Below are 16,350 nucleotides of genomic sequence, written 5' to 3'. Positions count from 1 at the left end.
AAAATTTAATCGAAATTACCATAAAAAACAGTGCATTAAAATGACCGAAAATAATTCAAGAAAACAACAAGCTAAATTACTCCGGATTTTTAGAAAATTACACAGAACAACTGGCGCTTTTTTATTCCTATTTTTCTTTATTGTTTCCGTGACAGGACTATTATTAGGTTGGAAAAAAAATAGTGGCGGACTACTGCAATCAAAATCTTATCAAGGTACTTCGGTGCAATTTAAAGACTGGCTTCCTATTGATAGTTTGCATAAAAATGCTTGCAAAATTGTACATGATTCAATTTCAGCAGATAGTACTTTAGAACTAGAGCGCATTGAAATAAAAAAAGATAAAGGAATGGTGAAATTTATTTTTGCTGAGAATTATTGGGGAATTCAACTAGACGGAGCAACAGGGAAATTATTGCATATTGAAAGACGAAGATCTGATATTATTGAAAAAATACACGATGGATCAATTGTTGACGATTACTTCAAAACGGGTAGTGGTTTCTTCAAATTATTTTACACAACCGCCATGGGATTTGCACTTTTACTGTTTACAATTACAGGATTTTGGCTCTGGTATGGGCCTAAGAGAATGAAACGAAAATCATAAAGTGGTAATTCAAGTAAATAACACTTCATTATTTTCTCTATTATTGCATAAATAATCATAATCATTCCTCTGCAATGTCATCTGCAAAGAAGACTAAAATAAAAGTTTACGCTTTAATTTAGTTCCAAGAACGGATTGAAAAAGCCTGTTTAATAATTCAAACAGGCTATTTGTCAGTATTTATTTTAGATTTCTAAGATATTCCAGCCACTGCTTTTATTTCATCAATAATTCGAAGTGCCAAAGCATCTGCTTTCTCTTGTGAAGCAGCTTCGGTATAAATACGAATTATAGGCTCCGTATTCGATTTTCTTAGGTGAACCCAATTTTCAGCAAAGTCAATTTTTACACCGTCAATGGTTGTACTATCTTCGTTTTTGTATTTTTCCGTCATGGCAACAAGAATCGCATCTACATCAATTTGTGGCGTCAATTCGATTTTGTTTTTGCTCATATAATATTCCGGATACGAAGCACGCAAAGCCGAAACTGTCATTTTTTTGTTAGCCAAATGCGTTAAAAACAGCGCTACTCCCACTAAACTATCACGACCGTAATGCAGTTCCGGATAAATGATTCCGCCATTTCCTTCACCACCTATTACAGCATTATTCTTTTTCATCAACTCGACTACATTTACCTCACCCACCGCACTGGCTTCATAGCTTCCGTTATGCAAATTAGTTACATCACGCAACGCACGGGAAGACGACATATTCGAAACCGTATTCCCTGGTGTTTTACTCAATACATAATCGGCGCAAGCCACCAAAGTATATTCTTCACCAAACATCTCTCCGTCTTCACAAATGAAAGCCAAACGATCCACATCAGGATCTACCACGATTCCTAAATCTGCTTTTTCTTTGACAACCAATTCTGATATATCAGTCAAATGCTCTTTCAACGGTTCGGGATTATGAGGAAAATGACCATTTGGTTCACAGTATAATTCGACTACTTCAACGCCCATTAATTCCAATAATCTTGGAATAATAATTCCTCCAGAAGAATTTACACCATCCACAACCACTTTAAATTTAGCTGCTTTTACTGCATCAACATCTACCAAAGGTAAATTCAACACTTCATCAATATGAATATCCATGTAGGCGTCGTTAATCATAATTTCTCCCAAATTATCCACATCTGAGAAATCGAAAGCTTCCGCTTCAGCAATTTCAAGAATTTTCAAGCCTTCTTCTCCATTCAGGAATTCTCCTTTTTCATTCAATAATTTCAAGGCATTCCATTGTTTTGGATTGTGAGAAGCGGTAAGGATAATGCCACCTTCAGCTTTTTCTAACGGAACAGCAACTTCAACCGTTGGCGTTGTTGATAGACCTAAATCAATCACGTCAATTCCTAAACCAATTAAAGTATTTACCACCAAATTGTGAATCATTGGTCCCGAAATACGGGCGTCACGACCTACAACAACAGTGATTTTTTCCTTCCCTATATATTTTTTTAACCAAGTTCCGTACGCCGCGGCAAATTTAACCGCATCAACAGGTGTCAGGTTATCTCCTACTTTACCTCCTATTGTCCCACGTATTCCCGATATTGATTTTATTAAAGTCATTGATTAATTATTTTAAATTTTGAATTATAAATTTTAAATTGCTCACAAATATAATAATTGACGCTTTATAAAAGTCATTTAGAATTCAAAATTAACCATTTAAATTCCTAAATTAGGCGAATGAATTTTCTAGCACACATCTATCTTTCCGGTGATAATGATTTAATCAAAATTGGCAATTTCATGGCCGATGGAATTCGGGGAAAACATTTTGAAAGCTTTCCTTTAGAAATTCAAAAAGGAATTGTTCTGCATCGTGCCATTGACACTTTTACTGATGCACATCTTGTTTTTAGAAAAAGTACCAAACGCCTGCATGAGCATTATCATCATTATGCAGGTGTAATTGTTGATGTTTTTTACGACCATTTTTTGGCTAAAAACTGGACGAAGTATTCCGATGAAAAACTAGAGGACTTTGTGATACGATTTTACCAATCCTTGTATTATAATTATGAGATGTTGTCAGAACGAACCAAAGGACTAATGCCTACCATGATGAAAGAAAATTGGCTGGTGAGTTATCAAACGGTTGAAGGAATTGAGCATATTTTGACTCAAATGGACCATCGCACCAAAAATGAATCTAAAATGCGGTTTGCTACCAATGAGCTTTCAGAATTTTATTCGGAATTTGAAAAGGAGTTCACGGAATTCTTTGAAGAATTGAACGCTTTTGCAAAACAAAAAAGAATTGATTAATGATTTTTTTTACCACATAGAAACATAAGTTTGTTTTTTGTAGAGACAGATTAGAAAATAATTTTCAAACATAAGTAATAACCATGGTATAATGTCGTATTTTAAAATCAGGATAAAATCATGTAACAATCTAATTTAAAGTTATTTTACTTAAAGTTAATTCTTTTGACTTTACGACTTTTAAACTTTCGACTTACTTAGTAGTATTACAAAGACAATATTATATTTAAATCAACAACGCTTTAAGAAGATTAATAATTCGAAAGGACTAAAAGGATGATTACACAAAAATATCTAAATGAATTAAGCTTTCAAATTATTGGGGCAGCAATAGAAGTTCATAAAATCATGGGTAGAGGTTTATTAGAAAGCGTCTATCACCAATGTATGAAAGAGGAATTACGGGTGCGGAATATTAATTTTATTTCAGAGCTTAAAATACCTGTCATTTACAAAGGCAAAATCATGGAATCTGATTTTAGATGTGATTTGCTAGTTGAAAACTTAATTGTTATTGAGTTTAAAGCCGTCTCAGAAATACATCCTGCTTTTGAAGCAAAACTTTTGAATCATATGAAATTATTAAAATCACCAAAAGGTGTTTTGATAAATTTTAATTGTTATAATATTTTCAAAGAGGGGCAAAAGACTTTCGTTAATGAATTTTATAAAATTTTACCAACAGAGTAACTAAATCCGTCTATGAAATCTATTTTTAAGCGAAGTTTTTTTACACACAAACTAAAATTCTATGTCTCTATGTGGTCAAACCATTTAAAGTATTACAATATAAAACAACCAAAACAATACACCTAAAACCAAAATATATTATACAATGAAAAAAATACTATTCCTACTTGCCTTTGCCGTTTTAGGTTGCAAATCAAATGAAAAAACAGTCGAACCAACAGGTTTAGTGACTTCTAAAGCGATGGTCGTTTCCGCTCGTGAAGAAGCGTCGCAAATTGGAGTTGAAATCATGAAAAAAGGCGGTAATGCTTTTGATGCTATGGTTGCCATGGAACTGGCTTTGGCGGTTTCACATCCTCAGGCGGGAAATATTGGTGGTGGCGGTTTCATGGTTTTCAGAAAAGCCAATGGTGAAACAGGCGCTATCGATTACAGAGAAAAAGCACCTTTGGCAGCATCTAAAGATATGTTTCTAGACAAAAAAGGAAATGTAATTGAAGGAAAAAGTACTGCGACTGCTTTGGCATCTGGAATTCCGGGTACCATTGCAGGAATATTTGAAGTACACAAAAAATATGGCTCTTTACCCATCAGTGAAATTCTCAAACCTGTAATTGCTTTGGCAGAAAGAGGTGTTATTGTCACTAAATTTCAAGCCGAAAGTTTAGCGTATCACAGAGCCTCCTTTATAAAAAGTAATGGTAAGAACAGTTTGTTTTCTAAAGTATATAAAGAAAATGATACTATAAAATACATCGCTTTGGCAGCAACATTAAAACGAATTGCTAAAAACGGACGAGATGAATTTTACAAAGGAGAAACTGCTCAAAAGTTAGTTGCTTTTCTTGCTGAAAAAGGTGGAAATACCACCATTGAAGATTTTAATAGTTATAAAGCCAAGTGGCGAACTCCAATTACTTTTCAATATAAAAATTTAAAAATCACCTCGATGTCGCCTCCCAGCAGTGGTGGAATTTGTTTGAATCAAATCATGAAAATGATTGAGCCCTTCAACCTCTCGCAAATGGGACACAACAGCCTAAAAACGATTCAAGTCATTACTGAAGCAGAACGAAGAGCCTATGCGGACAGGAATTATTTCTTGGGTGATCCTGATTTTGTAAAACTTCCGGTAAAAGAATTAGTAAGTCCATCCTATTTAGAAAAAAGAATGGCTGATTTTTCATTTGATAAAGCTTCTAAATCTTCGGATATTGCCCACGGAGCAATCAAGGGATATGAAAGCAACCAAACCACACATTACTCTATTGTTGATGCCGCTGGGAATGCAGTTTCAGCAACAACTACTTTAAATGATAACTATGGTTCTAAAATATATTGTGACGAATTGGGTTTCTTTTTGAATAATCAAATGGATGATTTCAGTGCCAAACCGGGTGTTCCCAACTTATACGGACTCACTGGAAGTGAAGCCAACAGTATTGCTCCCGGAAAAAGAATGTTAAGTTCCATGACACCCACGATTGTCGAAAAAAACGGTACGCTTTTTATGGTTGTAGGTACGCCGGGAGGATCCACCATTATCACATCGGTGTTACAAACGATATTAAATGTGTATGAATTTGATATGAGCATGCAAGAAGCGGTAAACGCCCCACGTTTTCACCATCAATGGTTACCCGATGAAATTACTTTTGAACCCAATTCATTCGATACAGAATTATTGAATAATCTGAAGAAAAAAAGCTATTTAATCAATGAAAAAAACAAAGAAATCATTGGTGAAGTTGATGCAATTTTGGTTTTGCCAAATGGAAAATTAGAAGGTGGCGCAGACAAAAGAGGTGATAATAAAGCCGTTGGTTTTTAAATTTATACATTCAAATGAAAAAAATTAGTATTCTACTATGTATGCTTTCTATTGGGTGTAAAACCCAAAATATAATGGTTCAGCCCACAGGATTGGTTGCTGATAAAGCAATGGTCGTTTCGGCACGGGTAGAAGCGTCCAAAATTGGAGTTGAAATCATGCGAAAAGGGGGTAATGCTTTTGATGCGATGGTGGCAACCGAATTGGCTTTGGCAGTAGCCTACCCTTTTGCAGGAAATCTTGGCGGTGGCGGTTTTATGGTGTACCGAAAAGCGAACGGTGAAATTGGTTCGTTAGATTACCGTGAAAAAGCGCCGATAGCAGCCACGAAAAACATGTTTCTGGACGAAAAAGGAAATGTCATAAAAGGAAAAAGTACTGAGTCTCCGCTGGCTATTGGAGTTCCCGGAACAATTGCCGGTGTTTTTGCAGTTCATGAAAAACTAGGTTCATTACCGATTGCAGACATCCTGAAACCTGTAATTGCATTAGCCGAAAAAGGGGTTATTGTTACCAAAAAACAAGAAGACCGACTAGCTGCTTATCGAGATAGAATTATAAAAGTAAATGGGAACAAAACGTTATTTGCAACTGCTTTCAAAGAAAATGATGTAATACAATATCCTGCGCTGGCAGCTACGTTGAAAAGGATTTCAAAAAATGGCAGAGCTGAATTTTACAAAGGGAAAACTGCTGAAATATTAGTGAAATACCTTCAAGAAAAAGGAGCTATCATCACCTTAGAAGATCTGGCTCAATACGAAGCCAAATGGAGGACGCCACTCACTTTTGATTACAAGGATTTAAAGATAATCTCGATGCCTCCACCCAGCAGTGGCGGAATATGTCTCGCTGAAATATTCAAAATGATAGCGCCTTTCGACCTGGCTAAAATGGGACATAACTCAACCGAAGCCATTCAAGTTATTGTTGAAGCCGAAAGAAGGGCTTACGCAGACAGAAGTTATTATCTGGGCGATCCTGATTTTGTAAAAATTCCTTTAAAAGCCTTAATGGCAGATGTATATTTGAAACAAAGAATGTCGAATTTTAGTTTTGAAAAAGCCACCTTATCATCGGATATAAAAGAAGGAAAAGTAAATTATAATGAGAGTACAGAAACTACTCATTATTCTATTGTAGATCAGTTTGGGAATGCTGTTTCGGCAACAACAACATTAAACGACGGTTACGGGTCTAAATACTATTGTGATGAATTGGGATTTTTCCTCAACAACGAAATGGATGATTTCAGTGCCAAACCAGGTGTGCCTAATATGTTTGGATTGGTAGGAAATGAAGCTAATAGTATTGCGCCACAAAAACGAATGCTGAGTTCCATGACGCCAACAATTGTGGAGAGAAACGGCAAATTATTCATGGTTGTGGGTTCTCCCGGAGGCTCGACAATTATTACATCCGTATTGCAAACGATTTTAAATGTTTCTGAGTATAATTTCAGCATGCAACAAGCAGTAAACGCACCTCGTTTTCATCATCAATGGTTACCGGATTTAATCACTTTTGAGCCTAATACTTTCGATGCTAAAACTTTTGAAACCTTAAAGTCCCGAGGATACATCATCAATGAAAAAACAACACCTGTAATAGGAAAAGTAGATGCGATTTTGGTTTTACCAACTAAAAAATTAGAGGGTGGTGCTGATTTTAGAGGTGACGATACAGCGGTTGGATTTTAGTCCGTCGATTGTGCTCGGAATGATGACAAATTTACTTTTTTATGAAATTTACACACGCCTTAGAAAACGCTTTTACACAAAATAGATCCAAAAGCTGTGCAGCAGTTTGTCGCAAATTGTAATTTAAACCCCTTAAGCACAAAAGAAGCTTTAAAAAACATTTGTTAGGATTAAAATAATAGTAGTTTTGCATCCCCTTTAAAAAAAATATAATGTTCAAAAAGTTGATCACCAAATTAGAAGTAATAATTGCCATAGCACAGTCTTTATTGACTCCAAAACAGTTTATATTTTTATCTGCTGTTTTAGTTGGTATCTCTTCTGCATTTGCCGTGATCGTTTTAAAAACTTTTGCTCATTGGGTTTTTTCTTTTGCCACGTATGTCAGTGGAATATTAAAATTAGGTTTTCTTAATAGTATCTTGCCTATAATTGGTATTCTGCTTACTGTTTTTGTAGTCAAAAGAGTTTTGGGAGGAACCATACAAAAAGGAACTTCGCAAATTTTATATGCTGTTGCCAAAAAAGCAAGTATTATTCCAAAAAAACAAATGTATTCCCAAATTGTTACTAGCTCACTAACAGTTGGATTAGGAGGGTCTGCAGGTCTGGAGAGCCCTATTGTTATTACAGGAGCTGCTTTTGGGTCTAATTATGCCCAAAAATATAAACTGAGTTATAAAGACCGAACGCTTCTAATCGGTTGTGGTGTTGCCGCAGGTATTGCCGCTGCTTTTAATGCGCCAATTGCGGGTGTATTATTTGCTATTGAAGTGTTATTAGTTGATGTGAGTATTGCGGCATTTACACCCATTATGATTGCAGCGGCAACAGGCGCATTAGTATCCGTTATTGCCTTGGACGAAGCCATCTTACTGTCCTTTAAGCAACAGCAAAGTTTTGATTATCACAACCTTTTTTTTTACGTACTTTTAGGCTTGTTTACCGGGTTTGTTTCCGTTTATTATTCCCGTAACTTTCAAAGGGTAGAACATTTTTTTGCCAGACTTAAATTATCGCCTTATAAAAAAGCCTTATTTGGTTCTTCTATTTTGGCCATTCTTATTTTTATTTTTCCAACACTTTTTGGAGAAGGATATGAAAGTATCAAAACATTATCCGAAAATGATCCCGGAAAATTATTGGAGAACACTTTATTCAGTAGTTTTAGAAATAATAGTTGGGCGCTTTTATTGTTTGTAGGTTGCACCATGATGATGAAGGTTTTTGCTACAGGAATAACCTTGAGTAGTGGTGGTAATGGAGGTAATTTTGCACCTTCCCTATTTCTGGGGTCTTATGTTGGTTTTTTCTTTGCTAAATTTTTAAATTTAACCGGATTAACGAAACTTCCTATCAGCAATTTCACTTTGGTTGGCATGGCCGGAATATTGAGTGGCTTGTTTCATGCGCCATTGACTGCGATTTTCTTAATTGCTGAAATTACAGGAGGTTATAATTTAATGATTCCACTTATGATTGTTTCTTCTATCAGTTTTGCTATTTCAAAGCGTTTTGAAAAACATTCTATGGATGTAAAAAATCTTATTCAAAAAGGACATGCATTTACCAGCAATAAAGACACTAATGTTCTTTCCACATTAGAAACAAATTCTATTATTCAAACGGATTTTTTAACGGTCACGCCAAATGAAAATTTAGAAAAATTAGTAGATTTGATATCACATTCTAATCAAGTAATTTTTGCTGTAGTAGATCCAGAAAATCAACTTCTAGGAATGGTTCATTTTAATACTATTCGGGAAATAATATTCAATACCTATAGAGTTAAATATACTTTGGTCAAAGATATTATGATAAAACCTTTGGAAACAGTCACTCCGGATGACAGTATGGAAACCGTCATGAATAAATTTGAAAAATCTAAAGTAGCCTTTTTGCCAGTACTCAAAAACGACAAATATTATGGTTTTATTTCTAAATCTATTGCGCTTGAGGCCTACAGAACTAAACTAAAATCGATGACGATAGAATAATTTCGTAATTACTTTTAACACAAACTTCTAAAGTGTTCTATCGAAAGAATAAATCAAAATAGTAACTTTGTTTCCGAAAAATTCGGAATCTGCGAAAAATTATGTTAGACAAAGACAATACCATCGAAGTTCAAGGCGCTCGCGTTCACAACTTAAAAAATATAGATGTTTCTATTCCTCGGGAAAAACTGGTTGTAATTACCGGTCTCTCAGGTTCTGGAAAATCCTCCTTAGCTTTTGATACTATTTATGCCGAAGGGCAACGCCGTTATGTAGAAACTTTTTCGGCTTATGCACGCCAGTTTCTTGGTGGCTTGGAACGTCCCGATGTGGATAAAATTGACGGACTTTCTCCTGTAATTGCTATTGAACAAAAAACGACCAGTAAAAGTCCGCGTTCCACCGTGGGAACTATCACTGAAATTTATGATTTCCTACGTTTGCTTTATGCTCGTGCAGCTGATGCATACAGTTACAACACCGGCGAGAAAATGGTTTCCTATTCTGATGAGCAAATCAAAGATTTGATTATTCAAGATTTTACCGGAAAGCGAATCAATATTTTAGCGCCAGTTATTCGGTCTCGCAAAGGACATTATGCGGAGCTTTTTCAACAAATTGCCAAGCAAGGTTTTCTTAAAGTTCGCGTAAACGGCGATGTATTGGATATTACTTTGGGAATGAAATTAGACCGTTATAAAACACACGACATCGAAATTGTTGTGGATCGAATGGTGATTGAAGCCACCCCAGATAACGAGAAACGTTTGTCGGAAAGCATCAATACAGCCATGCATCATGGGGAGAACGTCTTGATGGTTTTGGATCAAGATTCCAATGAAGTACGATTTTTTAGCCGGAATTTGATGTGTCCTACTACTGGAATTTCCTATCAGAATCCCGAACCCAATTTATTTTCTTTCAATTCCCCAAAAGGCGCTTGTGATCATTGCAATGGCTTAGGAACAGTCAATGAAATTAACCAAAAAAAGATTATTCCAAATCCAAAATTATCCATAAAAAATGGCGGTTTTTCGCCTTTGGGAGAATATAAATCTTCGTGGATTTTTAAGCAACTTGAAATCATAGGCGAAAAATATAGTTTCAAATTGACGGATGCCATAGAAACCATTCCGCAGGAAGCGATGGAAATGATTTTGAATGGCGGCAAAGAAAAATTCACCATCAACTCAAAAGATTTAGGCGTTGCCCGAGAATACAAAATTGATTTTGAAGGGATTTCACATTTCATAAAAAACCAACATGATGAAAGCGGCTCTACATCAATCAAGCGCTGGGCAAAGGAATTTATGGACGAAATAAAATGTCCGGTTTGTGACGGTTCCCGTTTGAAAAAAGAAGCGATGTTCTTTAAAATCAATGAAAAGAATAGTACCGAATTGTGCGATATGGATATTTCGGATCTAACGGTTTGGTTTAATGACTTAGAAAATCATTTATCCGACAAACAAAAACGCATCGCTACCGAAGTCATCAAAGAGATTAAGGATCGACTGAACTTCTTAATGAATGTAGGCTTGGATTATTTGGCTTTAAGCCGAAGCTCTAAATCACTTTCGGGTGGTGAAGCACAACGCATTCGATTAGCGACTCAAATTGGTTCGCAACTTGTAGGTGTTTTATATATCTTGGATGAGCCAAGTATTGGTTTACACCAAAGAGATAATGACAAATTGATTCATTCCCTGGAACAATTACGCGATATTGGAAACTCTGTAATTGTGGTAGAACACGATAAAGATATGATTGAACGTGCAGATTATGTAATTGATATTGGACCAAAAGCAGGAAAATACGGAGGACAAATCATTAGCATTGGAACTCCTGCAGAAACAATGGCCTCAAATACCATTACGGCACAATATCTCAATGGGAAGATGAAAATTGAGGTTCCAGCAAAACGTCGGGAGGGAAATGGGAAATTCCTAAAACTGACCGGAGCAACCGGAAATAACTTGAAAAATGTTTCGATAGAATTGCCTTTGGGCAAAATGATTTGCGTGACTGGAGTTTCCGGAAGTGGTAAATCTACGTTAATTAATGAAACGCTCTACCCTATTTTGAACGCGTATTATTTTAATGGTGTCAAAAAACCAAAACCGTATAAAAAAATTGAAGGACTGGAACATATTGATAAAGTGATTGATATTGACCAAAGTCCGATTGGCAGAACGCCACGCTCTAATCCTGCAACTTATACCGAAGTTTTTACCGAAATCAGAAATCTGTTTACGATGACTTCTGAAAGTCTGATTCGGGGATATAAAGCCGGACGTTTTAGTTTTAATGTCAAAGGCGGACGTTGTGAAACCTGCCAAGGTTCTGGAGTGCGAACGATTGAAATGAATTTTTTACCTGATGTATATGTAGAATGTGAAACCTGCCAAGGAAAGCGTTTTAACAGAGAAACTTTGGAGATTCGATACAAAGGAAAATCCATTTCGGATGTGTTGAATATGACAGTAGATGAAGCGGTTCCGTTCTTTGAAATGATTCCGAAGATTTATAGAAAAGTAAAAACCATTCAGGATGTTGGATTAGGATATATTACCCTTGGACAACAAAGCACTACACTCTCCGGCGGGGAGGCACAGCGCATTAAGCTGGCGGGAGAATTATCTAAAAAAGATACTGGGAACACGTTTTATATTCTGGATGAACCCACAACTGGTTTGCATTTTGAAGACATTCGAGTGTTGATGGAAGTGATCAATAAACTGGTTGACAAAGGAAATACGATTTTGATTATCGAACACAATATGGACGTGATTAAACTTGCGGATTACATCATCGACATTGGCCCTGAAGGCGGAAAAGGCGGCGGACAACTCATTGCCAAAGGAACTCCGGAAGAAATTATTAAAAATAAGAAAAGCTATACAGCGCAATTCTTGAAAAAAGAATTACTTTAGTATACATAAAAAATAAAAAAATAATTTTTGGAAATTATGAATTTAAAAGAAGCGTTCAGTAGTGTCGAAAACTATTTTTCACCTAAAATAATTGGTGAAGTTAATGATCAATTTATTAAAGTGGCAAAAATCAAAGGCCAAGATTTACCATGGCATAATCATGAAAATGAAGATGAATTATTTTACATTGTAGAAGGAGAACTTTTAATGGAAATTGAAAACGAACCTAAATTCACTATGAAAAAAGGAGATTTATTTGTGGTAAAAAAAGGTATAAACCACAGAGTTTCGTCAACTGACGACTGTTTAATAATGCTGATAGAATCAAAAACTACTGAACATACTGGTAAAGTTATATCTAAAATAACAAAATCCATTGAAGAGCAAACGTATTAAATTTGCTTAGCCCTGATAGCAATGAAAATCCTTTATTGTTTTTCTTTAAAACAATAAAGATTGAAATGGATAGCAGGAAATAGCTCCAAAAAAAAGAGAAATTAAAATATATTTTTGAAAATGAGATTAGAAGATTTTGATAACGACGAAGATAGAGTAATCCAAGACCGACTGAAAAGAAAGACTTGGAACGAAATTAGGACCAATGATAGTTGGGCGATTTTTAAAATCATGGCCGAATTTGTTAATGGTTATGAGAGCATGGGACGCATAGGTCCGTGCGTAACCATTTTTGGTTCTGCCAGAACAAAGCCTGAAGACCCCTACTATTTGCTTGCTGAAAAGATTGCCTATAAAATCAGTAAGGCCGGTTATGGTGTAATCACTGGCGGTGGTCCAGGAATTATGGAGGCAGGAAACAAAGGTGCACATTTGGGTGGTGGAACATCAGTAGGATTGAATATTGAACTGCCTTTTGAGCAACATTTCAACCCATATATTGACAGTGATAAAAACCTTAATTTTGATTATTTCTTTGTTCGCAAAGTGATGTTTGTCAAATATTCTCAAGGTTTTGTAGTGATGCCGGGAGGTTTTGGAACGATGGATGAATTATTTGAAGCGATGACTTTAATACAAACCAAAAAAATTGCTCGATTCCCAATTATACTTGTTGGTTCCAGCTTTTGGGCAGGATTAATTGAATGGATAAAAACGGTTTTAGTGGAAAAAGAAGGTACAGTTCATGCCGAAGATTTGAATTTATTTAAAATTGTAGATACAGAAGATGAAGTGGTTGACGTCCTGAATGCCTTTTACAAGAAATACGATTTATCTCCAAATTTTTAAACAAAAAAAGAAGTTGCTTCAAAACAGCTTCTTTTTTTTGTTTTATTTTAAGATCCCTAGTAAGAATACTATCTAATTATAAGTACATTTATTTTTTTAATAAATCAATATCTGAATTTGAAATCATACCTTAAAATATTCTGTTACATTCTTTTTTTATTAGCTACATTGAATCAATATGCACAGCAGCACTCTACCATCTCTGTAGTGTTAAATACTGAAAAAAAGACATTGGATATTAAGCAGGAAATCATTTTTAATAATCAGTCCGATGATACGTTGACATCTATTGTTTTGAATGACTGGAATCATGCCTTTTCCAATAAAAATACGCCTTTAGCCAAACGATTTTCGGATGAATTTTATAGAGGATTTCATTTAGCCAAAGAAGAAGAGCGTGGTAGCACAATAAATTTAATTATTACAGATGCCACTCAGCAGTTTTTGTCTTGGCAAAGGACAGAGAAAAATCCTGATTATGTAGTTGTCCAATTAAAAAATCCGCTACTTCCAAACCAGAAAATCAATTTAAATCTCTCGTACATTACTAAAATCCCCAGCGAAAAATTTACAAAATTTGGTTACCACAACAATGGAACTGTAAACCTTAAAAACTGGTACCTTACTCCTGCGCGTTATGAAAACCATGCTTTTATCAAAAATAGTAATAATAATCTGGATGATATTGTCAATGCTATTTCTAACTTTGAAATTGATCTTAAAATACCCACTACTTTAGAAGCAACATCCGATTTAAACAGTGAGAAAACAACTGATAATAATGGCTTTTCAAACTACAAATTGTGGGGGAATAACAGAACTGATTTCAGTCTGATCATTGAGCCTAAATTGAATTTTGAGAGTTACAAAAACAGTTCAGTTGAAGTACTGACGGATATGAAAAGCAACAAATTAGACAACATTCAAAAAGCAATTGCAATTGACCGAATTGTGAATTTTGCAAGTGATTTGATTGGGAAATATCCTTACGAAAGAATTGTAGTTTCCCAAACGGATTATGAAAAAAATCCGTTTTATGGATTGAATCAGCTTCCCTCATTTATAAGTCCTTTTTCTGATGAATTTATTTTCGAAATTAAATTTCTAAAAGCCTATTTAAATGAATATTTAAAAAAGAGTTTACATCTGGATCCTAGAAAAGACAATTGGATTTATGATGGTATTCAAGTTTATGCGATGATGAAATATATGGATGAAAATCATCCCAAAGCTAAAATGATGGGCAGTGCATCAAACATCCGATTGCTAAAAAGTTTCAATCTGACCAATATTGACTTTAATGGACAATACAGTTATTTCTATATGTTGATGGCTCGCAAAAATCTGGATCAGCCATTAGGCGATCCAAAGAACACTTTAATAAAATTCAATGAACAAATTGCCAGTAAATACCGTGCGGGATTAAGCATTCGGTTTCTGGATGATTATTTGTTAAATGATGCTGTAAAGACCAGTATTCAACAATTTTATAAAAAAAATCAGTTGGAACAAGTATCAAGATCCGATTTTGAAATTTTATTAAAATCAAATACAACTAAAGATATCAGTTGGTTTTTTAATACAATCATTAATTCAAGAGACATCATTGATTATAAATTTTCAAGCGTCTTAAAAACCCAAGACAGTATCACTTTTTCAATTAAAAACAGAACTGGAACTCTTATTCCCATTCCAGTTTATGGTACTAAAAAAGGTCAAATTGTTTTTAAGCAATGGCTGGATATTAATGAAACCGATACTACTTTCACGATACCCAGAAATAATGCTGACAAAATTATTTTAAATCTAAAAAATGAAGTTCCAGAATATAACTTAAGAAATAACTGGAAGAAATTAGAAGGTTTTTTCCCTAATAATCGTCCTGTAAAGTTTGTTTTCATGAAAGACTTAGAGGATCCTTATTACAATCAAGTACTGTATGTTCCGTCAATATATTACAATTTATACGATGGTTTAACTCCCGGCATCAGATTGCATAACAAAACCATTCTGGAAAAGCCTTTTGTTTTTGATGTCAATCCATCTTATTCTACTAAATCAAATAACGTATCTGGTTCAGCATTTTTTGTGGTCAACCAAAATTTTAGAAACACAACGCTGTATAATGCCCGATATTCAGTAAGTGGATCCTATTTTCATTATGCACAGGATGCAGCGTATCTTAGACTAAATCCAACGGTGCAATTGCGTATCCGAGAGCCCAACTTCAGAGACAATAGGAAACAGCTTTTCTTATTCCGACAAGTAATTGTCAATAAAGAAAAAAGCATCCTGGTACTTGACAACTCCCCCGAAAATTATTCTGTTTTTGATGCGAGATATATTAATACCAAAACAGAAGTTACCAACCATTTTAATTTTACTACGGATCTACAAATTTCTGGTAAATTCGGAAAAATTACAGGTGAAATTGAATACCGAAAACTCTTTGAAAACAACCGGCAAATTAATTTACGGTTGTATGCGGGAAGTTTTTTGTATAATAAAACGCAATCCGATTTTTTCAGCTTCGCATTAGACCGGCCAACGGATTACCTTTTTGATTACAATTATTTTGGAAGGTCTGAAAGTACAGGGATTTTTAGTCAACAATATGTATTAGCCGAAGGCGGTTTTAAATCAAAAATTGCTACGCCTTATGCCAATCGATGGCTTACCAGCTTTAATGCCAGTTATAGTATCTGGAACTGGATTGAAGTATATGGTGACATTGGTTTAATCAAAAATAAAAATGTAAAAGAAAGATTTGTCTATGACAGTGGTATACGCCTAAATTTAGTCACAGACTATTTTGAATTGTATTTTCCGGTCTATTCTACTAATGGATGGGAAATTGCCCAAAACAATTACAATGAAAAAATACGCTTCATCGTAACTTTTTCACCTAAAACATTAATCAATCTTTTTAATCGAAAATGGTTCTAATCCAATAAGATTCTTATTAATTATTAAACTATTCTTAGTGAATTGATTTTAAAATTACATATACTAAAAAAATAAGATGCTTTTTATTAGAATAAATTACAATAATTTAAT

Annotated in this window: 11 protein-coding genes; 10 read left to right on the top strand and 1 reads right to left on the bottom strand. The window is 34.7% G+C overall.

The features are described from left to right. The first annotated feature begins 40 nt into the window (after window positions 1-40). On the top strand, window positions 41-610 hold the full coding sequence (locus EKM03_RS10005) for a PepSY-associated TM helix domain-containing protein (protein ID WP_126459818.1): 570 nt from the start codon (window positions 41-43) through the stop codon (window positions 608-610). Window positions 611-803: 193 nt separating this feature from the next. On the opposite strand, the gene glmM is transcribed toward EKM03_RS10005, so the two are convergent. Next, complete coding sequence (gene glmM, locus EKM03_RS10000; RefSeq protein WP_126459821.1) at window positions 804-2,195, bottom strand: phosphoglucosamine mutase; 1,392 nt, start codon at window positions 2,193-2,195, stop codon at window positions 804-806. 120 nt (window positions 2,196-2,315) lie between these two features. On the opposite strand from glmM, the gene EKM03_RS09995 reads away from it, so the two are divergent. The 9 genes from EKM03_RS09995 (at window position 2,316) to EKM03_RS09955 (ending at window position 16,239) form a co-directional block, all read left to right on the top strand. Then, window positions 2,316-2,897 carry an ACP phosphodiesterase gene (locus EKM03_RS09995; RefSeq protein ID WP_126459824.1) on the top strand — a complete coding sequence of 194 codons (582 nt, stop codon included), beginning with the start codon at window positions 2,316-2,318 and terminating at the stop codon, window positions 2,895-2,897. Window positions 2,898-3,173: 276 nt separating this feature from the next. Continuing rightward, window positions 3,174-3,587: a GxxExxY protein gene (locus EKM03_RS09990; RefSeq protein ID WP_126454889.1), complete on the top strand. Its 414-nt coding sequence runs from the start codon at window positions 3,174-3,176 to the stop codon at window positions 3,585-3,587. A 145-nt stretch (window positions 3,588-3,732) separates the two neighbouring features. After that, entirely contained in the window at window positions 3,733-5,418 is a 1,686-nt protein-coding gene (ggt, locus tag EKM03_RS09985) for a gamma-glutamyltransferase (protein ID WP_126555779.1), read from the top strand. Between the two features lie 14 nt (window positions 5,419-5,432). Then, window positions 5,433-7,118 (top strand): gamma-glutamyltransferase, encoded by a 1,686-nt coding sequence (ggt, locus tag EKM03_RS09980; RefSeq protein ID WP_126740318.1) that lies wholly within the window; start codon window positions 5,433-5,435, stop codon window positions 7,116-7,118. Between the two features lie 212 nt (window positions 7,119-7,330). Further along, window positions 7,331-9,115 carry a chloride channel protein gene (locus tag EKM03_RS09975; RefSeq protein WP_126568549.1) on the top strand — a complete coding sequence of 595 codons (1,785 nt, stop codon included), beginning with the start codon at window positions 7,331-7,333 and terminating at the stop codon, window positions 9,113-9,115. Between the two features lie 101 nt (window positions 9,116-9,216). After that, window positions 9,217-12,048 carry an excinuclease ABC subunit UvrA gene (gene uvrA / locus EKM03_RS09970; protein WP_126740316.1) on the top strand — a complete coding sequence of 944 codons (2,832 nt, stop codon included), beginning with the start codon at window positions 9,217-9,219 and terminating at the stop codon, window positions 12,046-12,048. A 36-nt stretch (window positions 12,049-12,084) separates the two neighbouring features. Next, window positions 12,085-12,444: a cupin domain-containing protein gene (locus EKM03_RS09965; RefSeq protein ID WP_126459837.1), complete on the top strand. Its 360-nt coding sequence runs from the start codon at window positions 12,085-12,087 to the stop codon at window positions 12,442-12,444. Between the two features lie 120 nt (window positions 12,445-12,564). Then, window positions 12,565-13,293: a TIGR00730 family Rossman fold protein gene (locus EKM03_RS09960; RefSeq protein ID WP_126459840.1), complete on the top strand. Its 729-nt coding sequence runs from the start codon at window positions 12,565-12,567 to the stop codon at window positions 13,291-13,293. A gap of 198 nt (window positions 13,294-13,491) precedes the next feature. Beyond that, on the top strand, window positions 13,492-16,239 hold the full coding sequence (locus EKM03_RS09955; protein ID WP_126740332.1) for an aminopeptidase: 2,748 nt from the start codon (window positions 13,492-13,494) through the stop codon (window positions 16,237-16,239). Window positions 16,240-16,350: the final 111 nt, after the last annotated feature.

Source organism: Flavobacterium sp. GSP6, from assembly GCF_003984855.1.
Classification (GTDB): Bacteria; Bacteroidota; Bacteroidia; order Flavobacteriales; family Flavobacteriaceae; genus Flavobacterium.
The sequence above is the reverse complement of the archived record's forward strand: the minus strand, read 5'-3'. Positions and strand labels throughout refer to the sequence as shown.